The organism is Faecalibacterium sp. Marseille-Q0746, assembly GCF_017377595.1.
Lineage (GTDB): Bacteria > Bacillota > Clostridia > Oscillospirales > Ruminococcaceae > Faecalibacterium > Faecalibacterium duncaniae.
On the sequence record NZ_JAFREI010000004.1, the window covers coordinates 53238 to 76302 of the forward strand.

Below are 23065 nucleotides of genomic sequence, written 5' to 3' on the forward strand. Positions count from 1 at the left end.
CTTTTTGCTGTGTTTAAGCGATCATGCGTTAAAAACGTACTTGTCCATGCGGTGGAACGCCTCCTCGATGCGGGAACGGGGAGAAGCCAGATTCATGCGCAGGTGGCAGGGGCCAAAGAACATGGTGCCGTCCTGGATGGCAACGCCCACATCCCAGCAGGCGTGCTCCACATCCTCAATGGTCTTGCCGTGGGCCTTGCACCAGTCGGTGCAGTCCACGAACAGCATGTAGGTACCCTGCGGCTTGGAGACGGTCACGCCCTCGAAATGCTTCTCGATGTAATCGCAGGCAAAGTCGATGTTGCCGGTCAGCACCTCGCAGAGCTCGTCGGTCCACTCGTAGCCCTCGGGCTTGTAAGCACCGATCAGGGCGTGCATGGAGAGAACGTTCATCATGTTGTAGTGGCTCAGGCTGGACTCTTTTTCCATGCGGTCACGCCACCAGCTGTTGTAAACGATATGGTAGCTGCCCACCAGACCGGCCAGATTGAAGGTCTTGGAGGGGGCATAGAAAGCGGCGGTGCGCTGGCGGGCATCCTCGCTCACAGACTGGGTGGGGATGTGCTTGTTTCCGCTCAGGATGATGTCCGACCAGATCTCATCGGAGACCACATACACATCATACTTCTTGTACAGCTCCATGGCCTTTTCCAGCTCCCAGCGCTCCCACACACGGCCGCAGGGGTTGTGGGGGTTGCACATGATGGCGGCATGGATCTTTTCCTCTTTCAGGTGCTTTTCCATGTCCTCAAAGTCCATCCGCCACACACCGTTCTCATCCTTGACCAGCGGGCTGTGGACAGCCTCGTAGCCGTTGTTCTTCAGGCTCATGGTGAAGCCGATGTAGGTGGGGCTGTGGATCAGGATCTTGTCGCCCTTGGAGCAGACGCAGTTCAGGGCGCTGATCACGCCGCCCAGCACGCCGTTCTCGTAGCCGATGCACTCCTTGGTCAGGCCCTGCACGCCGTTGCGCTTTGCCTGCCACCGGATGATGGAATCGAAGTATTCATCGGTGGGGTTGAAGTAGCCAAACGCGGGGTGGTTGGTGCGCTCGATGATGGCTTCCTGGATGGTGGGCACGGTGGGGAAGTTCATATCGGCCACCCACATGGGGATGGCGTCAAAGCCCTCCTTGGGGGCGGCGGGGGCAAAGCCGGTGCCAAGGCCATCCACTGCAATGGCATCCTTGCCGTGGCGGTCCATGATGGAAGTGAAATCGTATTTCATAGCGGTGCTCCTTCTCTCAAAATTTTTATCTGGCCCCACTTTAACACACTTTGCCGCCGGGTGCAAGCAGCCAGCACGTTTCCCCGGATATCGTGCGGAAAAATCACGAATTTTTACGGTAATTGCACGCAAAAAGCCGGTCGGCATCCGCCGACCGGCTTTTATTGGTATTGACTTTCCGGATCAGCCCAGCATCTCGTGAGCGGTCTTGCAGATGGTCGCTGCATCCAGACCGTACAGCTTGAGCAGGTCCCATGCAGGGCCGGAGCAGCCGAACTTGTCCTGCACGCCCACGCGGCGGACAGGGGTAGGCAGCTTCTCGCTCAGGACGGCGCAGACAGCCTCGCCCAGGCCGCCGATGACGCTGTGCTCCTCGGCGGTGATGACCTTGCCGCACTCCTTGGCGGCCTTGAGGACGATCTCCTCGTCCAGAGGCTTGATGGTGTGGATGTTGATGACCCGGGCGTGGATGCCCTCGGCAGCCAGCTGCTCGGCAGCCAGGCGGGCCTCGTTGACCATCAGACCGGTGGCGATGATGGCAATGTCGCTGCCCTCGGTGATCTGCTCGCCCTTGCCCAGCTCAAAGTGGTAGGTAGCCTCATCGTGGAACACAGGCACAGCCAGACGGCCGAAGCGCAGGTAAACAGGGCCCTGCATGGCGTAAGCGGCACGCACAGCGGCACGGGCCTCCACATCGTCTGCGGGGCAGATCACGGTCATGCCGGGCAGGCTGCGCATCAGGGCAAAGTCCTCGCAGCACTGGTGGGAAGCACCGTCCTCGCCCACAGAGATGCCGCCGTGGGTGGCACCGATCTTGACGTTCAGGCGGGGGTAGGCGATCGAGTTGCGGATCTGCTCAAAGGCACGGCCTGCGGCAAACATGGCAAAGCTGGAAACAAAGGGAACATAACCCATGGTGGCCAGACCTGCGGCCACGCCCATCATGTTGCCCTCGGCAATACCGCAGTCGAAGTGACGGTCCGGGTACGCCTTACGGAACATGCCGGTCTTGGTGGCGGCAGCCAGGTCAGCGTCCAGCACCACCAGGTCGTCGTGGCCCTCGGCGGCCAGCTCCTTCAGGGTGTTGCCGTAGCTGTCACGGGTAGCGATCTTCTTCACTTCTGCCATCTTACTTGTCCTCCTCTTCCAGCGCGGCGTAAGCTGCATTCAGCTCCTGCATGGCCTGTGCGTATTCCTCATCGTTGGGGCCCTTGCCGTGCCAGTCAACGGAGTTCTCCATAAAGGAAACGCCCTTGCCCTTGAGGGTATCCAGAATGATGCAGGTGGGCTTTTCGTTCTCAGCGTGGAAAGCGGCGATGGCGCTCTCAATGGCATCAAGATCGTGGCCGTTGATGGTCAGCACGTTGAAGTTGAAGGCCTTCAGCTTCTCCTCCAGCGGGGCGCTGTTCATCACGGTCTCGGTGGTGCCGTCGATCTGCAGATGGTTGCGGTCCAGCATAACGCAGAGGTTGGACAGGCCGTAGTGAGAAGCAAACATAAAGGCCTCCCAGCACTCGCCCTCTTCCACCTCGCCGTCACCCAGGATGGTGTAAACATTGATGGGCTTACCGGCGTGCTTGGCACCCAGTGCCATGCCGCAGGCGGCGCTCACGCCCTGACCCAGACTGCCGGTGGACATATCCACGCCCGGCACACTGTTCATGTTGGGGTGGCCCTGCAGGTAGCTGCCAATCTTGCGCAGGGTCTTGAGGTCCTCCACCGGGAAGAACCCACGCTCAGCCAGCGCGGCGTACAGCGCCGGAGCCGCATGGCCCTTGGAGAGCACCAGACGGTCGCGGTCAGGGTTCTTGGGATCCTTCGGATCCACCTTCATCTCTACGAAATAGAGGTACGCCAGCACCTCGGCGATATCCAGGCTGCCGCCCGGATGGCCGCACTTGGCGCTGTGAGTGCCCTCGATCACGCCCATGCGGATGTGGCAGGCGTGTTTTGCCAGGGTAAGCTTTTCTGCATTTGTCATCTTTGGTCCTCCCGTATGAACCTCAGCGTTTGCATCGGATATGATACGCACCCGGGCCGTACGCCCCGATGCGCTATTTCTCAAGTCTATATTATCTATTCTATGCAAAAACGTCAAGGTTCTTTCGTCAAAATGTACATCCCTTGGCAAAATCGCTTGTAAATGTTCCCGTTTTTGTTGAAAATGCAGGGCCATTTTGCCCCCGCAAAACATTTTTGCAGCTTTTGGCCGCTTTGCAATATCATCTTTTGCCGCTGTATGATATAATAAGATGAATTTGTTTGCTTTTTTTATCATTTTGGGAGGTTCCTATGTCTTTTTCCTCACCCACATCCCGGGCACAGCGCAGCCGCAGGATTTTGCCCTGGCTGCTGTACCTGTATGCCCTCGTGCTGTTCGCCATGCACTTTGTCCGCATTTTTGACAACTCCTTCTGGGGAGATGAAGGGTTCAGCATCGGCCTTGCCCAAATGAATGTTTTTGAAATGCTCCAAGTCACAGCGGCAGATAACCATCCGCCGCTGTACTATCTTTTCACACAGCTCCTATATCATCTTCTGGGCAATCACGGATATGTCTATCATCTGTCGGCTCTGATTCCCTATGGACTCATTCTGATTCTTGCCTGTACAGTGATTTTCAGACAGTTCGGATTGATTCCCGCAGTTGTTGTTTCCACTTTTGCCTCTTTGACTGATACCGCTATCATGTTCAATGTCGAGGCCCGAATGTATTCACTCGGCGCTTTCTTCGTGTTAGCGGCCTATCTGGCACTCCATAACATTCTTCATTCCGGTAAAACCTCCGATTGGGTCATTTTCAGCGTCGCCTCACTTTGTGCCGCTTATACGCACTACTATGCCCTGATTTCCGTTGCATTTTTCTATCTGGCTCTGCTTTCTCTGCTTCCGCAGGATAAGAGCAGCTTTAAAAAAATCCTTATCACTTATTGTGCCGCAGTGGTCGTCTACCTTCCCTGGCTTCTGGTATTGCTTCCCACTTTCAAACGTGCTGCGGAGGACTGGTGGTCCACCTTCATTCCCTCTCCGATCAATTGTATCGGATTCTTCTTCAATCCTTCTTGGACAGTCCTCATTTTCGGTCTTGCATTCCTTCTTTATTTCACAGCACAGGCCAAATCGTCCTCTAACTGGCTCTTCGCCCCTGATACGATCTGGCTTTTGACCGGCTTGCTTTCTGCCGCCGGCACCTCCGCAGTCGGACTGATCGTTTCACATGCCTTTCGCCCGCTTTTTCTCGTTCGATACCTTTATCCGCTCACCGCAGTCGTTTACCTGGTTTTTGGCTTTCTTCTGTCTAAAGTCCGTTGGAGAACCATTCTGTCCAGTATTCTGATTTTGGGAACGCTGGTGTGCAGTCTACCGGATTTCTACCAAACCTATCAGCGGGAAAAGCGCATCGACCTTGCGACCACCCAGTGTCTGGAAGTTATTACCCCCTCTCAGGATGCAGTTCTTTATACAACGAACTACTTCCTAGACTGGACACTCTTTGACTATTACTTTCCGGGACGTGTCCATGCTCAAATCGAATCCTCCAATACTTCTCAGTGCTTCACTTCTTCCGATCCTGAGATCTGGCTCTTTATGGAACATGCGCTTTCTGATGCCGAATTGAATGCAGCCTCCGACAATGGTTATTCTCACGCCAATGTCTGTAACAGTACATTTGCAGAAGGCCCCGGTGAAGATTCCTTTTATTACATCTACAAATTTCAAAAATCCGCAAACACCACCCCGTAACCATCCTCATCCGCTGAGCTTGACAAGGCGGCTTTGCATCTGCTATACTTTTTGCACAATTCCCGGCTGAAGCCGGGGCTTTGCGGGCCGAAGCCCGTGTTTCTCCCCCGCAAACATTATTTTGAAACAGACACCATGAAGGGGTCTGCCGCTGGCGCGCGTGCTGGCGGCAGGCCCTTTTTGTCTGTGCATTTTCAGGAGGAATCATTGATGAATACCAAGACCCGTTCCGCGACCCGTGATCTGGTGCTGGCCGCACTGTTTCTGGCACTGGCCTTTGTGCTGCCCATGATCACCGGCCATGTGCCTCAGATCGGCAACATGCTCTGCCCCATGCACTTCCCAGTGCTGCTGGCTGGCTTTGTGCTAGGCGGCCCCTGGGGCCTGGCACTGGGCTTTGCCGCCCCGCTGCTCCGCTCGGTGCTGTTCGGGATGCCCCCGATGTACCCCATTGCCATCGCCATGGCCTTTGAGCTGGCCACATACGGCGCTGTGGCCGGTTTCATGTACCGCAAGGTGCAGCACACCCTGCCCATGATCTACGCCACCCTTGTCACCTCAATGGTGGCAGGCCGCCTTGTCTGGGGTGCGGTGCGCTTTGTGCTGGCCGGTCTGTCCGGCTCCAGCTTCCCGTTCAGCGCGTTCCTGTCCGGTGCGGTGCTCACTGCCGTGCCCGGCATCGTGGCGCAGCTCATCCTCATTCCGCTGATCGTGGCCGCGCTGCAGAAAGCAAAGCTGACGGCTTAAAATCCCTGCGCTGACCGAACCCACACAGCAAAAAAGCCCGGAACCGTACCTGCTATGGCGGCAGGTGGTTCCGGGCTTTTCAGTTCATATTACAGTGTGGCAGCAGCTGTAACAAAAAAGAAGGAGAATCTTCAACCGGCAAATTGGAGAAGATCAGCCGGCAAAGCTTGCATTGACAGCGCGGCGGTTGCTCTGGTTGACAAAGTTCTTCTTTGCGCTCTCGAGCAGGCTTGCAAAAGCCAGGCCAATGCCGCAGTTATCGGACACGCCCTCGGTGACAGTCAGGTAAGCGTCCATCATAGTGTTGTCCAGAATAGCAGTGTTCTTGTTCATCATAATAAATATCCTCCGTATATCGGTAAATGTCATTGTGTTTTTTGGCAGGGCCTCTATCTCCCTGCATCCTCAGAGCGGAACCGTTCAGAACCCTTCGTTCTTTTGTTTCCCTCTCTGAGGACGGCCATATTATGCCACTCAATTATGAAATCGTTTTATAAATTCTATGAACAAACTATGAATTTAGTGATACATTTTTAACGTTCTTTCGTTCTTTGCGCAACTAGCACAAAACGTTTTTTATAAAAAATAAAGTTCTTGTATACATGGACGATTGAAACCTTGTTTGGAAAGTTTTTTCAGATTTTCTCTCCGTTTTGCCCAGAATTTCTTCTGCAAAAGAGGATACTCTCATGCAAAATCCGTCAGAATCCGTCAATTTCAAACAGGACGAGGGCTTTCCTGTGCAAAATGCCCAGAAAAAAGTTCCAAACAAAAAGGCCGCCGTGCCAGCAGCACAGCAGCCTTTGAAAAGCCATTTCAGTTTTGCATCACTTGCACAGGAACGCCGGCAGGGGCTTGCCCTCCCTGCGCCACTGGTGATATTCCGCAGTGGCGGCAAATTCCACGTCACCGGCGGAGTTCAGGGCAGTTTCCACGGAATCCTGCACCACGCCAATGATAAAGCCGACACCGACCACCTGCATGGCGATATCATTGGAGATGCCAAACAGGGAGCAGGCCATGGGGATCAGCAGCAGGGAGCCGCCAGCCACGCCGGAAGCGCCGCAGGCACCCAAAGCACTCATCACCGAAAGAAGGATGGCGGCGGGCAGGGACACCTGAATGCCCAGCGTATTGGCCGCTGCCAGCGTCATAATCGTAATGGTGATGGCGGCACCATCCATATTGATGGTAGCGCCCAGCGGGATGGAGACGGAATACATATCCTTATCCAGCCCCAGCTTATCGCACAGATCCATATTCACCGGGATGTTGGCGGCAGAGCTGCGGGTGAAGAAGGCGGTCAGGCCGGATTCACGCAGGCAGCGGAACACCAGCGGATACGGGTTGCAGTGCAGATACACAAAGATGATAAAGGGCGAGACGACCAGTGCCATAAAGAGCATGGTGCCCACCAGCAGGAGCAGCAGCCTGCCGTACTGGGTAAAGATGGACAGGCCGTTGCTGGACACGTTGGTGTACACAAGGCCCATGATGCCGAAGGGTGCCAGATTGATGATCCAGCGGACGATCTGGGAGACTGCATCCGCTGTGTTTGCCAGGAACAGCTTGGTGCTGTTCGCGCCGTACTTCTTCATGGCCAGACCGAACAGGCAGGCCCAGAACAGGATGCCGATGTAATTGCCATTCAGCAGGGCGCTGACGGGGTTTGCCACAAAGTTGGTGAGCAGGGTGTTCATCACCTCGCCCAGACCCTGGGGCACCACCTCGGATTCTGCCGCCTCAGCCAGAACGACGGTCTGAGGGAACAGGAAGCTGGTCACCTCCGCAATGGCGGCGGCCAGGAAGGTGGTGAGCATGTACAGCCAGATGACCGTGCCAAAGCGCCGGTCCAGCCTGGACGTGCCCTGCGCCAGCGCACTGGCCACGATAACGAACACCAGCACCGGGGCAATGCCCTTCAGGGCACCCACGAACAGGCTGCCGAACTCTTCCACCCAGCCCGCGCCGGGCACCGCCAGTGCCAGCACCGCACCGACCACAAGGCCGATGACGATGCGCAGGATCAGGCTGGTGGCGTTGTACCTTGCCGCAACCGCTTTCAACGTTTTCATAACTTTTCTACTCCCCTATCCAGATTGTGCGCCTATTGCGCACAGTTTTCCCATTCCTCTACACGGAACAAGTACGATTATACGCCTTGCAGGCCAAAAAGTCAAAGATTTTGCCCGCTTTTTTTGTTTTTCATTTCAACATATACAGACACGAGCTTTTTTCACTGTCCGTATATGAAATACAGATTCACAAAAAGAGACCGCACCCCGTGTGTTTCGGGATGCGGTCTGTTCCTGTTTTAGTCGAGATAGGACACCTTGCCGGGCACAAAGCCCTGAATGCCCATGCCGGGCGCGTCGGAGACGGTGATGTTCTTTTCGTCGAACACGGCACCGCCGAGGATGTGGTCCTCGCTGCAGAGCACCGGGCCGTCAAGGTCGATCTTGGTGATGATCTTCTTGGCGCAGGCCAGCTCCACAGCGGCGTTGACCGAGATCTTTGCTTCCAGCATACAGCCGATCATGCACTCCACGCCGTACACCTCAGCGGCGGCGGCAATGCGCAGGGCATTGGTGATGCCGCCGCACTTCATCAGCTTGATGTTCACAAGGTCGGCCGCGCCGGTCTGCATGATCCGCAGGGCATCTGCCGGGCTGAACACGCTCTCGTCGGCCAGCACGGGCACATCGGCATGGCGGGTGACATACTGCATCCCCTCAAGGTCTGCGGCGGGCACGGGCTGCTCCACGAACTCAATGTCCAGCCCCTTCTCCTGCATCTGGTTCAGGATGCGGACCGCCTGCTTGGCGTTCCAGGCCTGATTGGCATCGATGCGGAGCTTGATGTCCCGGCCCACGGCCTGCCGCACCGCGGCAAGGCGGGCCACATCCAGTTCCGGGTCAATGCCAACCTTGACCTTCAGGCAGTCGTAGCCGCGCTGGACGGCGGTGCGGGCATCCCGGGCCATCTCCTCGGGCGGGTTGACACTGATGGTGATATCGGTCACGATGTTTTTGCGGGCACCGCCCAGCATCCGGTAAACAGGGGCGCTGTACTTCTGGCCCAGCAGATCCCACAGGGCCATGTCCACAGCGGCCTTGGCGCTGGTGTTGTGGACAAGCGCCTTCTGCACAGCGGCGGTCAGATCCTCAAATTCATCGAGGTCGCGGCCCAGCAGGGCAGGGGCGATATGATCCCGAATGGCACCGAGGATGGCCCCGGTGGTGTCGCCGGTGATGACACCGGTCGGGGGTGCTTCGCCGTAGCCCACCGCACCGGTATCGGTGTGGAGCTCCACGATAACATCCTCAACGCTGTTCACAGTGCGCAGTGCTGTTTTGAACGGCACCCGCAGCGGGGTGGAAATGCGGCCCAGCCGCACCTGTGTGATCTTCATAGTCCCGTCCTCCTTCTTATTCCAGCGGCAGGTTTGCCAGCTTGACAATGGCGTTTGCAATGATCTGGGCGTTCTGCACCAGACGTTCCAGATCGAAGCATTCATCGGGCTGATGCTCTGTGACCGGGTCACCCGCGAACAGGGGGCCAAAAGCCACCACATTGGGCAGCATCTTGGCGTAGGTGCCGCCGCCGATGCACTTGGGCGGGGCATTGTCGCCGGTGGCATCCCGGTAAACCTCCAGCAGGGCGCTGACCAGCGGGGTCTCGGCAGGGTAGTAGAGCTTTTCCTTGTGCACCTGCCCATCCAGCGCCCAGCCTGCGGCCTCAAAGGCGGCCTGCACAGCGGGCTGGCAGTCTGCCCGTTCCATGGTCACAGGATAGCGGTAGTTCAGCTTGACCCACAGATGCTGCGCGTCGCCCTCGATCAGCCCCCAGTTGCAGCTCATGGGGCCGGAGAGCGCATCCTCCAGCCGGTGGCCCAGCAGGCGCTCGCCGTAGGGGTCGGTGCCCAGCTTCTCGGCCAGAAAGTGCACGGCCTGCTTGGCATCCCCCTCCAGCGGCAGCCGGTCAAGGTAGCACACCAGCCGCCCGATGGCGTTTTCGCCCTGCTCCGGGTGGCTGCCGTGGGCCGAAACGCCCACCGCTTCCACCTGATAGCCGCCGGGGATGGCTGTCACGGTGATGTGCTCCGCATCCGGCAGGGCGGCCCCCGCCGGGGCGGTCAGCACAGCGCAGGCGTAGTCCGGCACCACATTGCCGGCCACGCCGCCCTGCACCCTGCTCAGCTGCCAGGCCCCGGTCTGGTGCAGCTGCACGGCATAGCTCTCGTTCAGGATGCCCTTTTCGCCGTTGATGAGCGGATACTCGCCGTCCGGGGTGAAGCCCAGCACCGGGATCTCCCCGCCGTGGGCCTTGTAGTACAGCACGTCCCGGTCGTTGGTCTCCTCGTTCAGGCCGAACAGCAGCCGGACACGGCGGTTGAGCGGAATGCCCAGATCCCGGATGGCCTTCAGCGCGAACAGGCTGGCCACCACCGGGCCTTTGTCATCAATGGAACCCCGGCCATACAGCCTGCCGCCCTCGATCTCGGCGGCGTAGGGCGGGTGATGCCAGCCCTCGCCCTCGGGCACCACGTCCAGATGCCCCAGCACCGCCACCATCTCGTTCCCGGTGCCGATCTCGCACCAGCCGATGTACCGATCCATGTCGGTGGTCTCAAAGCCCAGCTCATGGCAGAGGGCCAGCGCCTCGGCAAAGCAGGCATCCACCTCCTCGCCAAAGGGCTTGCCCGGCAGCGGGTCGGCCTCCACACTGCGCCTGCGCACCAGCCGCTGGAGCGCCGCCACCATCTGGGGCCGCAGCGCCGCCACGGCCTCGTTCAGTTTTTTGTCCATACGTTCCACCCCTTTTGTGATTCATTTCACAGCTTGTATTATAGAACGATTGCCCCCGCTCCACAAGCCCCAAGTTCGGCAAAAAAGGTCTTGACACTGCGCAGTGTGTACGCTATTATGTACATAAGAGGTGATACACGATGACGACCACTAATATCACGAACTTTCGCAAGAATGCTTTCCAGTATGTAGAGCAGACCGTAAAGTACAATGAACCGCTGAACATCTGCACCAAAGACGGCAACGCTGTTCTGCTTTCGGAAGAAGATTACAGCGGCATTATGGAAACGCTTTATCTCGTCTCCGTGCCGGGAATGCGGGAAAAGCTCATGGCGGCCAAGGCCGAACCGCTGGAAGATTGTGTTGACGAATCGGCTGTGGAGTGGTAAATGTACAAGATTGTTTATGCGAAAACCGCGCTCAAGGACATTCCAAAGCTGAAATCTGCCCATCTTGACGAAAAGGCGAAGGCGCTGATCTCCGTTATAAAAGAAAATCCGTTCCAGAACCCGCCGCCCTATGAAAAGCTGGTGGGCGATTTGAACGGCTCGTACAGCAGGCGCATCAACGTACAGCACCGCCTTGTGTATGATGTTTTTGAAGAAGAGCAAACCATCAAGATTTTAAGCCTTTGGACACATTACGAAAGATGACCCGAAAACGGACTGTTTTGCAGTTCGTTTTTTTTTTTTCAAATTTTTTTGAAAAAGGGTGAAAGGATTCCGCGCGGCGTGTATTTAAGGAAGTAAGAGCATCCATTTTTGCCGGAGCTCCACTTCCGGCCCAAAGAAAGTGAGGGATTCCCTATGAAGAAACGACTACTCAGCCTTCTGGTGGCGCTGTGCATGGCGGTAACGCTCCTGCCTGTGTCGGCAATCACAGCGTGGGCGGAGGAAGGCGGCTCCACCTTGAAACCTTTACAAATTCAGTCTGGTTATCCGGTTCTCGATGATATAACTCCTACAACCAATTCTGATGGGCACGAAATTTATACCGGTGATGGCTGGAGCTATGATGCTACGGCTAAAGTTTTGACCATCGCCCCCGAAAAACCTACTACCTATGATTTGAAAGAGTGCGGAAACATCCGTCTGGATCCAAAGAGTATTTTATGTTCTGCCATCATAAGGAAAAACGCAGAGATTGTAAATGGTAAATTTTGGAACGCCGAAAATCCTGGTTCCAGTATTACCAATGATGGCACTATAACGAGTGGCGTTTACTCAATGCCCGTTATAAATCATGGTACAATTACCGGCGGCATGTTTAGTTCTACCGTTACCAACACTGGCACCATAAAGGGCGGCATTTTTCATAAAAAACCAGAGGATGGCCAAGTCGCTGACGGCTATACCTTGAAAGTGAATTCCCAGCAGAATGGTAGCTATGAGAGTTTCGATACAGAAATCAGTTATTTCGGCAACAGCGGTTATGTCATTCCCAATTCCAACCATAATACCAGCATCACCATCTATATTTCTCTTAAAAACAGTCAAGCAATATTATTTCCTATTGATGTTACATTCGGAGACTCAAACGACACACATTGTTTGTTAGAAGATTGGGCACCAAGTGCAAGATATTACGATGATGGTAGAGGTTCTTTTTCTGTCACTTTTACCGCACCACCCGCCACTGCGGACACCGTTACCCTGAGCATACTGACCCGGCTAGTGATCGATAAAGACGGCTACCCCGTTGGCACCAAGGGCGGCACCCAGGATTACAGCGGCAACGGCTGGAAGTTTGAGGCGAGCAACAAAACGCTGACGCTGACAAGCGGCAGTTATGATTTCTCCGGTGAGGAAAACGCACTGCGCCCCCTGAACCCGAATGTCCATTTGGTGGTTGAATCCGGTGCAATGCTGACCGGCGGCGCGTTCAAAAACAAGCCCACTGGTGAAGGTGCAGGCACATTCAAAACAGTCATCCTGAACGGAACCGGTTCTATCACAGCGGTCAATGGCCTTACGTCCGATTGGGGCAAAACCCTTTATGCAGTCAAGACCGGGTATAATACCATTACCGCCAGTAAACCCATCCTTGATATCAACCGCATTTTATTGGAAAACGATGATCCTATATATTCTTCCAACAAAAACACCGTGCGCATCGATATAGAATCTCTTAGTTATATGAGTGCTCTTGATCCGAACGCGGATATCATACTGAACCAGGCTTCCCATGGTTTGTCTCTTAGCATGGACCGTGATGGCACACCGGTTATAGTCAATGCTCCTTTTGAGGTCGATGGCAATTATTATAATTATTATGGTGACGGCTGGAAGGTTAATAAAGTATACGATGGCATGAACCATGGCACACTGTATCTGACCGGCGGAAAAACCTACAACTTCCGATTTACCGACCCCGTCAATAAAACCGGCCAGTTGGATGCAGTGAAATGCGGCATCATCAATGAGGGCAGCACCATCGAGGACGGTGTTTTCAACACTCTGGCAGCAAATGGTTTGCCCAACAGCACTTCGAGCATGACCCCTAAAATCAAAGGCGGCACATTTGCAGCCGGTCTGTATTATAACAACGGCGAGATAACCGGCGGTGTATTCAACGGAAAAGACAGCATTTTCACCCAAGGAACCGTGCTGAGTGGAAATTATCGCTCTGTTACCGTAAAAGATGGAGCTATCTTGAAGGTAAACGATACGCTTCCTCTTATTTACGATGAGACCACCCATGATTTGGTGCAGGGCCTCGCATGGGATCTGTATTCCTACGCAGGCACCGTCCTCACCGTAGAAGCGGATGCAGATATTACAAATATCAACGGTCAAAAAATCGGCAAGGCATTCAACAGCAGTTACCCGAACGGTGAAACCGACAAAACAGTGGTACGCTTTGAGATGCCCGACAGCGATGTGGAGTTGAACTCGACCAAAATTGTTGATCCCGACCCGAAGCCCGAACCCAAACCCGAGCCCGAACCCGAAGCCCCCACCTACACCCTGACGGTGAAGGGCGGCACGTTCACCTACAACGGCGGCGAAGCCATGACCAGCGCCAGCGTGCCGGTGGATGCCGAGGTCAAGGTGACGCTGAACCAGAGCGCCGTACCCGAGGGCATGGTGTTCGACCTGTGGGCCATGGATGAAGCCAGCCTGCTGGGCAACCCGGCGGTCGCCTACAATGAGGAGAGCTTTACCATCCCGGCGGGCAGCGTGGCCAAGGGCAGCACCGTGACCGTGGAAGCCCAGTACCGGGATGCCACCATCGAGAGCGAGCCCAGCATTCTGGGCACTGCCGCCATCATCGGCGTGGCCGGTGCAGGCACGGCGGTCATCGTGTGGCAGGGCTACCGCATCGGCATGGAGCTGTACGAGAAGTATTTCCAGCCCACGCCGGAAGAAACCGCGGCAGAGCAGGCCGCCCCGGAAGCTCCGGCAGCAGCCGCCGCTTCCTGAACGCAGGCGCACCCGCTCCCTTCCACACCTGACAGAACTGCATAAAAACAGCGCCGCTCCATCGTTTGTGGGGCGGCGCATTTTTGCGGTTCAATCCCGGCGCAAAGGCAGGGTAAGGGACATTTTCTGGTAGGCAATGCGGGGCGTGCCATCCTCCACATGGATGATGCCGCACTTGGTAAAGCCGTTTTCTTCCAGCAGATGCTGCATGATCTTGTTGTCGGCGTGGGTGTCGGCCCGCAGGCTCTCGCAGTGCTCCAGACACCAGGTGATCACAGCGGCGGCAACGCCGGGGTGCCTGCCCGCCGAAGCCAGCCGGTGGATGGTGCCGTAGGGCAGGGTATCGTTCAGCCACTTGCCATCCTCGATCCGGGCATAGGTGGGGTCCGGGCCAAGGATAAAGGCAAACACGCCCTCCAGCTCGCCGTTGACAAGGTAGAGGAACAGCCGGTTGGAATCAATGTCCTCTTCCAGCAGTTCCTGCGGCGGGAAATGATCTCCCCACTGGGTGGGGTTGCCGGAATCCGCCATCGCCTGCCGGGCGCGGGCATAAATTTTCAGGATCGCATCCAGATCTGCACGTCTTGCTCCACGAAACATCGTCATCCAACCTCTCTTCCGGCAGGCCGCTGCCCGCCCTGATCGTTCTGCCTTAATATAACACAAAACGGCCCTCTCCGTCAAAGCCTGCTGCAAAGGCGGAGAGGGTCGTTCACTGATGCGCTTATGTGCGCTGGCTGCGTGCCCGGCGGTACTCCCGGGGGCTCTGGCCATACCGCTCATGGAACAGGCGGTAGAAGTAGCTGGTGTTCTCGTAGCCCACCTGGGTGATGATCTGCTGGATGTTCAGGTCGCTGCGGCGCAGCAGGCGGGCGGCGGTCTCCATCCGGTGCTTCTGCAGCAGCTCCTTATAGGTCTTTCCGGTCTGGGCCCGGACGCACTCGCTGACATACGCCAGCGAAACGCCGTAGCTGCGGGCCACATTGGAAAGGCTTGCTTCGCGGTAATTCTGGGTGATCTCCTGTAATGCCGCCTGGACCAGCGCTTCGCGGCTGACCGCCTCGCCGCGCGTTTCCAGCGGGAAATTCTTGGTCTGTACCATAGCGTAAAACCCTCCGTTGCGGCAGCGGCGGGCGGGGACAGGGGGATGCCGGACACCCGCCGCAGCCAGTTCATCAGGCTTTCTGGGGAAGCCTTTCTGCCTATAATACGGGCGGGGCACAGAAATAATTGCAAATGGCTCAAATTTTTACAGAAACAAAAGATCAGAACATATTTTCGTTATGATAACGCCCGCTGCGGACGAACTCCACCCACTCGGCCAGGTTCACGGCGTGGTCGCCGATGCGCTCCAGATATTTGATGACCATGAGCAGATCCAGGGCGGCATCCACCTTGCCGGGGTCGGCGGCGATCTCCTGCGCCAGCGTATGCTTGATGGCGTTGAAATCGTAGTCCACCTCATCGTCGGCGGCAATGACCCTGAGGGCGGCCTGCTCGTCCTCAGAGGTCAGGGCATTCAGGGCATCCAGGATCATCTTGTGCGCCTTCTGGCCCATCTTGATGGCCTGGCTCACAGCAGGGTCACCCTCCTTGCGGACAGTGACCAGATGGGGGATGATCTCCGCGATATCGGAGGCATGGTCGCCGATGCGCTCCACATCCGTGACCACCTTCATGGTGGTGGAGATGCGGCGCAGGTCGCCTGCCACCGGCTGCTGGCGGAGCAGCAGGGTCATGCAGCGGTGCTCAATGTCCCGCTCCATGTTGTTGATGCGGCCATCGCCCTGCGCCACGGCGGCGGCAGCCTCGGCATCGGCGGTGCAGAGGGCTTCCATTGCAGCTTCCACGGCATCGGCAGCGCTCTGACCCATCTCGGTCAGGGCCGTTTTCAGGGCGGCAAGGTCGTTTTCGTATTGTGTGCGGTTGCTCATTGCGTTTTTCTCCTTAGCCGAACCGGCCCGAAATGTAATCCTCGGTGCGCTTATCCTGCGGGGTGCTGAAGATCTGCGCCGTGGGGCCGGCTTCCACCAGCTCGCCCAGCAGGAAGAAGGCGGTGCGGTCGCTGATACGGGCTGCCTGCTGCATGTTATGGGTCACAATGACCACGGTGTAGTTCTTTTTCAGCTCGCTCATCAGCTCCTCCACCTTCATGGTGGAGCCGGGGTCCAGGGCGCTGGTGGGCTCATCCATCAGCAGGACTTCGGGCTTGACAGCCAGGGCGCGGGCAATGCACAGGCGCTGCTGCTGGCCGCCGGAAAGGCCCAGAGCGCTCTTTTTCAGGCGGTCCTTGACCTCGTTCCAGAGGGCGGCACCCCTCAGGGAGCTTTCCACCAGCTCGTCCAGCTCTGCCTTATTGTGCACACCGTGCAGCCTGGGGCCGTAGGTGATGTTATCGTAGATGCTCATGGGGAAGGGGTTGGCCTTCTGGAACACCATGCCCACCCGGCGGCGCAGCTCAGTAGGCTGCATCTCGCGGGCAAAGATGTCCTGCCCTTTCAGGCGGACATCCCCCTCGATGCGGATCCCGGGCACAAGGTCGTTCATCCGGTTCAGGGTCTTCAGGAAGGTGGACTTGCCGCAGCCGGAGGGGCCGATGAGGGCCGTGATCTCCCGCTCGCCCATGTCCAGCGAAATATCTTTCAGCGCCTTGAAATCCCCGTACCAGAGGTTCAGGTTTTTGGCTGTGATAATGGGTGATACGTTTTCCATAGTTTTCCTCGAGATTTCCTCGTGTATTAAACCCCTCAGTCTCGCATACGCTCGACAGCCCCCCTAGTAGTGGGGCCCTTGGCATAGAGGGGAACTTGCAGTGCTTCACGCAGCGCCAGGGCCGCCCCTATTAGGGGCGGTGGCAATGCGAAGCATTGACGGTGGGGTTTATTTACTGCTTCTGTTTCAGTTTGGTTTTGGCCAGCCGGGCTGCCAGATTGATGGCAAGCACCAGCACCAGCAGCACTGCACCAATGGCCCAGGCGGAGTCGAAATCGCCGTCCTCAAAGGCACGGAGGTAGAGCAGCACCGACAGGGTGGCACCGTTGGAGGTGTAGGCCTTGAGCACGCCGTTGGCAATGACCTCGGCGGCACCGGCGGTGAAGAGCAGCGCGGCGCTTTCGCCCACGATGCGGCCCACGGCCAGGATGCAGCCGGTCACAATGCCGTCGATGCTGCAGGGCAGCACGATGGTGCGGATGATGTGCCACTTGCCTGCGCCCAGACCCAGCGCACCCTCACGGTAGCCCTGGGGCACCGTTTTCAGGGATTCCTGGGTGGTGCGGATGATGGTGGGCAGGTTCATGATCACCAGCGTCAGGCTGCCGGAGAGCAGGCAGGTCTGGAAGCCCAGTGTCTGGGCAAACACCAGCATACCCACCAGACCGTAAATGATACTGGGGATGCCCGCCAGCGTCTCGTTGGTGAACTCGATCACCGAGATGACCTTGCGGTTCTGGGCGTATTCGGTCAGGTAAACGGCCGCGCCCACACCCAGCGGCAGTACGATCAAAAGCGTCAGCAGGATGACATACAGCGTGTTGAGGATCGCAGGCAGGATGCCGTCCGTGCCCTTCAGCACACTGGCGGTGGTGGTCAGGAATTTCCAGCTGATGTGCGGGATGCCGCGCACCAGCACCATGCCCAGAATGCCCGCCACCAGTACAATGACCAGCACGGCCGAGGCCCAGACCAGAGCGTTCATCACGCGGTTCCAGGTGCGGCGGGAGGCAGAAGCACTGTTATTCATCGCGCTTTCCTCCCTTCAGCACCACATTGAGCAGGATATTGATGCCCATGATAAAGACGAACAGCACCAGCGCAATGCTGAACAGCGCCTGTTTCTGCAGGCCGCTGGCGTAGCTCATCTCCTTGGCAATGGCGGTGGTCAGGAAGGTGACGCTGCGGAACAGGCTGTCCGGCATGTTGGGGCTGTTGCCAGCCACCATCATCACGGCCATGGCCTCGCCGATGGCGCGGCCGATACCCAGCACGATACCGGCGGCAATGCCGCTCCTGGCAGCGGGGACGCTGACCTTGAACCAGGTCTCGGCATCCGTTGCGCCCAGAGCCAGGCTGCCCTGCTCATACTCCGGCGGCACAGCGTTGAGCGCTGTGACCGACACCGACACGATGCTGGGCAGGATCATCACCGCCAGCACCACGATGGCGCTCAGCAGGCAGGCACCGGAGGCCTTACCAAAGGTCTTGGCCACGGCGGGCACCAGCACCTGCATGCCCAGCAGGCCGAACACCACGCTGGGGATGCCGCTCAGCAGCTCAATGGCGGTCACGACCACGGTGCGCACCTTCGGGCCTGCGGCCTTGGAGAGGAACACCGCCGTCAGCAGGCCGATGGGCACACCGATCACGGTGGCACCCAGCGTGCCGTAAACGCTGGACAGGATGAAGGGCAGGATGCCGTAGGCCGGGTCGGCAGCGGTGGAAGCCCACCGGGTGCCGAACAGGAACCGGAGCAGCCCGATCTTCTGGATGGCAGGCACACCGGAGAGGACCATGTACACTGAGATCAGGAGCACACAGCCCACCGCCAGGATGCCGCAGAGGAAGAAGATGAAGTTCATCACCGCTTCCAGCCACTCAGCAGGGGTTCTGGGAAGAGAAAACTTTTTGTTGTTCATAGCATCATTGCTTTCCGCAATTACTCATTCACAGGAACAGCACCGGCAGTGCGGATCAGGTCAGCAGCATCGGCACTGGTGGCAAAGTCGAAGAAAGCCTGTGCCTGCTCAGACAGGGTGACAGACTTGTTAGTGACGAACACGAAGGGACGCTGCACCTCGTAGCTGCCGTCCTTAACGGTCTCCTCGCTGCACTCCACGCCGCCAACGGTGACCATCTTCACGGTGTCGCCCACAGCGGACAGGGAAGCGTAGCCGATGGCCAGAGGGTTGGCCTCCACAGCGCTGATGACAGCACCGGTAGCGGTCAGCTCCTGCGCGTACTTGCAGCTGTCCTTGACATCCACGATGCTCTCAAAGCCATCACGGGTGCCGGAGCCAGCCTCACGGCCGATCAGAACGATCTCGCCGTCGTCGCCGCCGACCTCAGACCAGTTGGTGATCTCGCCGGTGAACATCTGTTTGAGCTGGTCAACGGTCAGATCCTCCACCTTGCTTGCATTGTTGACGATGATGGCGATGCCATCCAGAGCGATGGTGGTGCCATCCACGTCAGCCTTCTCGTCGTCCTTCAGGGCACGAGAGGACAGGCCGATGTCCAGGGTCTTATCGGTAGCACCGGTGATGCCTGCGCCGGAACCGGTGGGGTCGTAGCTGACGGTGACACCCGGCTCAACCTCAGCAAAGCCTTCGGTCAGGGCAGCGATAACGTTCTTCATGGAGGTGGAGCCACCGGTAGCAACGTTGCCGGACAGGGCAGCAGCGGTGGAAGAAGCAGTGGAGCCTGCAGCGGCAGAGGCAGAAGAAGCTGCAGCAGAGGAAGCAGAACCGCCGCAGGCGGTCAGGGCAGCAGCGGCAGCAACTGCACCGCAGACAGTGAGAAACGAACGGCGCGTGATCTTTTTCATAATATTTGTCCTCCAAACATCCGGGCTTTCCGTTCCCGGCTCTTGTTTTCGTGTTTTCCTTGGGTACGGCACTATTGTATCCCAGTCGGTAAGCCGCTTCGACCACAAGCGGGAAAAATCGAGGTAAATTGTTTGGACATGTTTTTGCCCCAATGTAAAATTCGGGCGCAAAAAAGCCCGGGGTGCGGGTGCACCTCGGGCTTTTGGGGGATATCAGACTTTATCGACAGCGGAGACTGTCACTTTGCCGTCACTCGTCAGAGCAAACTCAGCATTCTTGCCCTGCAAGGTCACATACAGCTTGAACGGCGTGCCCTTCTTAAAGGTCTCGTAGTCGCTGACCGATGCCTTGAACTGCGGCACGACGGTTTTGCTGAACGCACCGGCGGTTTTCACCAGAACGTCTGTCTTATTCTGGAGCTCCAGCTCGTTCTTGTCGATCTTGGCGTGGAACACTTTTATGAACGCATCTCCTACAAGGCCGCTGCCATTGTACTTGATGCGCACATTGGGTTTGCAGAGATAACTTTTGGCGTTTTCATCGCCAACCACTTCATCGCCGGTCAACACCATATCCGCGGCTACCGTCACTTCAAACTCACCCAGCCCGATGGTTGCGGACGGGATCTCGCTGCCGCCCCCATCGCAGCCGGTGAGGACACCAGCGGCAGAAGCGGCCAGCACAGCGGCGGCAGATGCTTTCAGAAAATCACGGCGGGAAAAAACATTGCGCATCAGAAATTCCTCCCATTTCAGATCTGGTTTGTTTCTATCATCATAGTACCATATTTACCCAGACTGTCAAGGGACAGAATTCAACCCCTCAGTCTCGCTACGCTCGCCAGCTCCCCTAATAGGGGAGCCCTTGGCATATCGGGAAAGTCTGCACGGATGGACAAAGCACCGTCGTTAAAGCTCGACCTCCACGCTATCGGGGCGGTAGAAGGTGACATTCCTGCGCCACTGGGGCTCACCCATGGTGCGTCGGTAGCAGTCTGCCAGCTGCCGCACGGCCTCCTCGGGGCTGCGCACCTTTCCGCCGCAGCAGGGGAGCACCAGCACCCGGAACCAGGCATCAAAGAGATGCTCTGTCCAGCCGGTGTCCTTGGCCCCGCACCGGGCGTAAAAGCCCAGGCGGCGCACAGCCATGGCCTCGTCCTCGGCTTTTTCGGGGCACTCCGCTTCAATGAGGATGGCCTGCGCGCCCTTCTCGTGGTCAGGCAGGGCGGCCAGCAGAACGGCTCCGATGCCGCCGGCCCGATACTGGGGCAGAACGGCAAAGTAGTCCAGCTGGCTCACCTCACAGCCCACGGGCCGCACCATCAACAGATACGCCACCAGCGCGTCGTCCTCATACACGCCCCAGGTGTGGGCGGTACCGGCGGCCTCGCTGTTCAGGATCATGCTCAGGGGCTTCAGCTCTCCGGCAGGAAAATCCCGGCGCATCTCGTTCAGGTAAACGTTCGTCAGCTCTTCGGCGGTCAGCAGCCGCCAGGTCAGGCTCTCGGGGTTCATACGATACGGGTTCCTTTCTGGTAGACAGCCTGAATATTCAGTTTCTTGTCTGCCAGGATCACATTGCCGTAGCGGCCTGCAGCCAGACTGCCGTAATCATTGTCGATGCCAATGCTCTTGGCGGGGTTTTCGCTGGCGGCGCGGACAGCGCTTTCCAGCGGGACGTTCATCTCCAGCACGGCACGCTTCATGCAGTCGTACAGGCAGGTGGCACTGCCCGCAATGGTGCCGGGGTGCTCGGTCAGGGTGGCGCGGGGGCCGCTGACCGTGACCGCCTGACCGCCCAGGCTGTACTGGCCATCGGGCAGGCCGCAGGCCATCATGCTGTCGGCGATCAGGATGACATGGTCATCCCCGAAGGTGTTGAAGGTGAACCGCACCATGGCCGGGTGGATATGAACGTTGTCGGTGATGAGCTCCACCTCCGCGCCCCGTTCCAGCGCCGCAATGATGGGGCCGGGCTCCCGGTGGGTGATGCCGGGCATGGCGTTGTACAGGTGGGTCATGTGGGTCGCGCCTGCGTCAAAGGCGGCGTTGGCGGTGTCGTAGTTGGTACAGGTGTGGGCAATGGAGATGCGCACCTCGTTATGGCAGGCGGCAATGAACTCCAGCGCACCCGGCTCCTCCGGGGCGATATCCACCAGCTTGATCAGGCCGTTTGCCCGCTTCTGCAGGCGGCGGAACATGGCAACATCCGCCTTGTGGAGATACTCCGGGTTCTGGGCACCCACCTTGTTGGGGCTGATGAAGGGCCCCTCCATGTTGATGCCCACAAGGTCTGCGCCTCTGCCGTTTTGATGGGCGGCGGCAGCATCCATCACACCGTTCAGGATTTCTTCCGAGAAGGTCATAGTGGCGGGGCAGATGGCCAGCACGCCCTTACCGGCCTCGAAATCGGCCAGGGTCTGGATGGCTTCTTCATTGCCGTCACAGAAATCCTTGCCCATGGCACCGTGGAAGTGGATATCCACCAGGCCCGGCAGAGCGTAAGCGCCCTTGGCATCCACGATCTCTTCGCCTTCCTCCGGCTGTGCAAAGGGCACGATGCGCCCCTCCCGGATGGTCAGGCTCCCCTCCTCAAAGGTGTGACGGGGGGTATAAATCAGAGCATTTTTGATGATCATTTTAATGCCTCCTAAACCTCTCCGTCTGCGAAGCAGACGGAGAGGTTTTGTCTTACAGCAGGCTCAGTGCTTCCTCATCGGCCACAAGGATGCAGTCGGGATGCATCTGCAGGATGGAGCCCGGGCACTCGGGGGTCACAGGGCCGGAGACGACTGCCTTGACTGCCTTGGCCTTTGCCAGACCGTTGGCCACCACCAGAACCTTGCGGGCCTGCATGATGGTCTTGATGCCCATGGTGTAGGCCTGCTTGGGCACCAGATCCTCGTTGCCGTCAAAGAAGCGCTTGTTGGCCTCGATGGTGGCAGGGGTCAGATTCACGCAGTGGGTCTCCAGCTCAAAGGCCTCGCCCGGCTCGTTGAAGCCGATGTGGCCGTTGGGGCCAAGGCCCAGCAGCTGCAGGTCGATACCGCCCACGCTGTGGATGATCTCGTTGTACTTTTTGCAGGCATCCACAGCATCGGGGTTGGTGCCGTCGGGCAGATGGATGGCCTCGGGGCGGATGTTGACCTTGTCAAACAGGTTCTTGTGCATAAAGCTCCAATAGCTTTCGGGATGCTCCTTGGGCAGGCCGCGGTACTCGTCCAGATTGACGGTGGTGACCTCAGAGAAATCCAGGTCGCCCTTGTTGTACCAGTCCACCAGCTGAGCGTATGCGCCAACAGGGGTGCCGCCGGTCGCCAGACCCAGCACGCAGTTGGGCTTCATAATGACCTGTGCGGAGATGATGTTGGCAGCCTTGCGGGACATGTCCTTGTAATCTTTTGCACGAATGATCTTCATAATGGGGAACCTCCTGTTATTTTGCTTTGTTGTTTTCAGTATAGCATATTTTCCGGCCAAAAGGGTAGCCGGTTTGTGAACAAAACAAAATGCCGCCGAAAGCGGGGCGTAAACGCCCGCCCTCAGCGGCATTTTTACAGTTTTGGAATGGATGC

At 57.6% G+C, this 23065-nt stretch carries 23 protein-coding genes; 5 read left to right on the top strand and 18 right to left on the bottom strand.

Annotation, left to right across the window (positions count from 1 at the left end):
- Positions 1 to 21 precede the first annotated feature (21 nt).
- From J3351_RS03685 to J3351_RS03695, 3 genes are all read right to left on the bottom strand, one after another.
- Positions 22 to 1227 (bottom strand): MalY/PatB family protein, encoded by a 1206-nt coding sequence (locus J3351_RS03685; RefSeq protein WP_117534586.1) that lies wholly within the window; start codon positions 1225 to 1227, stop codon positions 22 to 24.
- Positions 1228 to 1410: 183 nt separating this feature from the next.
- A complete protein-coding gene (locus J3351_RS03690) occupies positions 1411 to 2355 on the bottom strand; it encodes a transketolase family protein (RefSeq protein ID WP_097772995.1) in 945 nt (314 codons plus the stop codon).
- 1 nt (position 2356) lies between these two features.
- Entirely contained in the window at positions 2357 to 3208 is an 852-nt protein-coding gene (locus J3351_RS03695; RefSeq protein ID WP_097772996.1) for a transketolase, read from the bottom strand.
- A 311-nt stretch (positions 3209 to 3519) separates the two neighbouring features.
- Here J3351_RS03695 and J3351_RS03700 point away from each other — a divergent pair, with 311 nt between their 5' ends.
- A complete protein-coding gene (locus J3351_RS03700) occupies positions 3520 to 4971 on the top strand; it encodes a glycosyltransferase family 39 protein (protein ID WP_207697156.1) in 1452 nt (483 codons plus the stop codon).
- 210 nt (positions 4972 to 5181) lie between these two features.
- Entirely contained in the window at positions 5182 to 5718 is a 537-nt protein-coding gene (locus J3351_RS03705) for an ECF transporter S component (protein WP_035393179.1), read from the top strand.
- A 153-nt stretch (positions 5719 to 5871) separates the two neighbouring features.
- On the opposite strand, the gene J3351_RS03710 is transcribed toward J3351_RS03705, so the two are convergent.
- The 4 genes from J3351_RS03710 to J3351_RS03725 all read right to left on the bottom strand — a co-directional run bounded on the left by J3351_RS03710 (position 5872) and on the right by J3351_RS03725 (position 10526).
- Positions 5872 to 6054: a hypothetical protein gene (locus J3351_RS03710; protein WP_035393180.1), complete on the bottom strand. Its 183-nt coding sequence runs from the start codon at positions 6052 to 6054 to the stop codon at positions 5872 to 5874.
- Positions 6055 to 6545: 491 nt separating this feature from the next.
- The gene (gene sstT / locus J3351_RS03715) at positions 6546 to 7784 is read right to left on the bottom strand and encodes a serine/threonine transporter SstT (protein WP_207697183.1); all 1239 of its coding nucleotides are present in this window, start codon (positions 7782 to 7784) and stop codon (positions 6546 to 6548) included.
- Between the two features lie 248 nt (positions 7785 to 8032).
- Positions 8033 to 9130, bottom strand: coding sequence for a dipeptide epimerase (locus J3351_RS03720; RefSeq protein ID WP_207697157.1), 1098 nt, complete (start codon positions 9128 to 9130; stop codon positions 8033 to 8035).
- Between the two features lie 16 nt (positions 9131 to 9146).
- Entirely contained in the window at positions 9147 to 10526 is a 1380-nt protein-coding gene (locus tag J3351_RS03725) for a Sapep family Mn(2+)-dependent dipeptidase (protein WP_207697158.1), read from the bottom strand.
- 140 nt (positions 10527 to 10666) lie between these two features.
- On the opposite strand from J3351_RS03725, the gene J3351_RS03730 reads away from it, so the two are divergent.
- From J3351_RS03730 to J3351_RS03740, 3 genes are all read left to right on the top strand, one after another.
- Entirely contained in the window at positions 10667 to 10915 is a 249-nt protein-coding gene (locus tag J3351_RS03730; RefSeq protein ID WP_098923834.1) for a type II toxin-antitoxin system Phd/YefM family antitoxin, read from the top strand.
- The gene (locus J3351_RS03735; RefSeq protein ID WP_098923835.1) at positions 10916 to 11179 is read left to right on the top strand and encodes a Txe/YoeB family addiction module toxin; all 264 of its coding nucleotides are present in this window, start codon (positions 10916 to 10918) and stop codon (positions 11177 to 11179) included.
- A gap of 153 nt (positions 11180 to 11332) precedes the next feature.
- Positions 11333 to 13948 carry a hypothetical protein gene (locus J3351_RS03740; protein WP_207697159.1) on the top strand — a complete coding sequence of 872 codons (2616 nt, stop codon included), beginning with the start codon at positions 11333 to 11335 and terminating at the stop codon, positions 13946 to 13948.
- A gap of 90 nt (positions 13949 to 14038) precedes the next feature.
- Here J3351_RS03740 and J3351_RS03745 read toward each other — a convergent pair whose 3' ends face one another.
- The 11 genes from J3351_RS03745 to nagB form a co-directional block, all read right to left on the bottom strand.
- A complete protein-coding gene (locus J3351_RS03745) occupies positions 14039 to 14548 on the bottom strand; it encodes an N-acetyltransferase (protein WP_097769844.1) in 510 nt (169 codons plus the stop codon).
- Between the two features lie 124 nt (positions 14549 to 14672).
- Positions 14673 to 15050 carry a helix-turn-helix transcriptional regulator gene (locus J3351_RS03750; protein WP_035393429.1) on the bottom strand — a complete coding sequence of 126 codons (378 nt, stop codon included), beginning with the start codon at positions 15048 to 15050 and terminating at the stop codon, positions 14673 to 14675.
- A gap of 163 nt (positions 15051 to 15213) precedes the next feature.
- Positions 15214 to 15882: a phosphate signaling complex protein PhoU gene (phoU, locus tag J3351_RS03755; protein WP_207697160.1), complete on the bottom strand. Its 669-nt coding sequence runs from the start codon at positions 15880 to 15882 to the stop codon at positions 15214 to 15216.
- 13 nt (positions 15883 to 15895) lie between these two features.
- Positions 15896 to 16660: a phosphate ABC transporter ATP-binding protein PstB gene (gene pstB / locus J3351_RS03760; RefSeq protein WP_207697161.1), complete on the bottom strand. Its 765-nt coding sequence runs from the start codon at positions 16658 to 16660 to the stop codon at positions 15896 to 15898.
- A gap of 172 nt (positions 16661 to 16832) precedes the next feature.
- Positions 16833 to 17690, bottom strand: coding sequence for a phosphate ABC transporter permease PstA (pstA, locus tag J3351_RS03765; protein WP_156059515.1), 858 nt, complete (start codon positions 17688 to 17690; stop codon positions 16833 to 16835).
- The gene (gene pstC / locus J3351_RS03770; RefSeq protein WP_207684305.1) at positions 17683 to 18582 is read right to left on the bottom strand and encodes a phosphate ABC transporter permease subunit PstC; all 900 of its coding nucleotides are present in this window, start codon (positions 18580 to 18582) and stop codon (positions 17683 to 17685) included. The genes pstA and pstC overlap by 8 nt, the downstream gene beginning before the upstream one ends.
- A 20-nt stretch (positions 18583 to 18602) precedes the next feature.
- Positions 18603 to 19490, bottom strand: a complete 888-nt coding sequence (locus J3351_RS03775) for a phosphate ABC transporter substrate-binding protein (RefSeq protein WP_207684304.1) — start codon at positions 19488 to 19490, stop codon at positions 18603 to 18605.
- Positions 19491 to 19703: 213 nt separating this feature from the next.
- Positions 19704 to 20225 (bottom strand): twin-arginine translocation signal domain-containing protein, encoded by a 522-nt coding sequence (locus tag J3351_RS03780; RefSeq protein ID WP_097773010.1) that lies wholly within the window; start codon positions 20223 to 20225, stop codon positions 19704 to 19706.
- A 174-nt stretch (positions 20226 to 20399) separates the two neighbouring features.
- Positions 20400 to 21005 (bottom strand): GNAT family N-acetyltransferase, encoded by a 606-nt coding sequence (locus J3351_RS03785; protein ID WP_207697162.1) that lies wholly within the window; start codon positions 21003 to 21005, stop codon positions 20400 to 20402.
- Positions 21002 to 22129: an N-acetylglucosamine-6-phosphate deacetylase gene (nagA, locus tag J3351_RS03790; protein ID WP_207697163.1), complete on the bottom strand. Its 1128-nt coding sequence runs from the start codon at positions 22127 to 22129 to the stop codon at positions 21002 to 21004. The genes J3351_RS03785 and nagA overlap by 4 nt, the downstream gene beginning before the upstream one ends.
- A 52-nt stretch (positions 22130 to 22181) precedes the next feature.
- Positions 22182 to 22910, bottom strand: a complete 729-nt coding sequence (gene nagB / locus J3351_RS03795; RefSeq protein WP_207697164.1) for a glucosamine-6-phosphate deaminase — start codon at positions 22908 to 22910, stop codon at positions 22182 to 22184.
- Between the last annotated feature and the right edge of the window lie 155 nt (positions 22911 to 23065).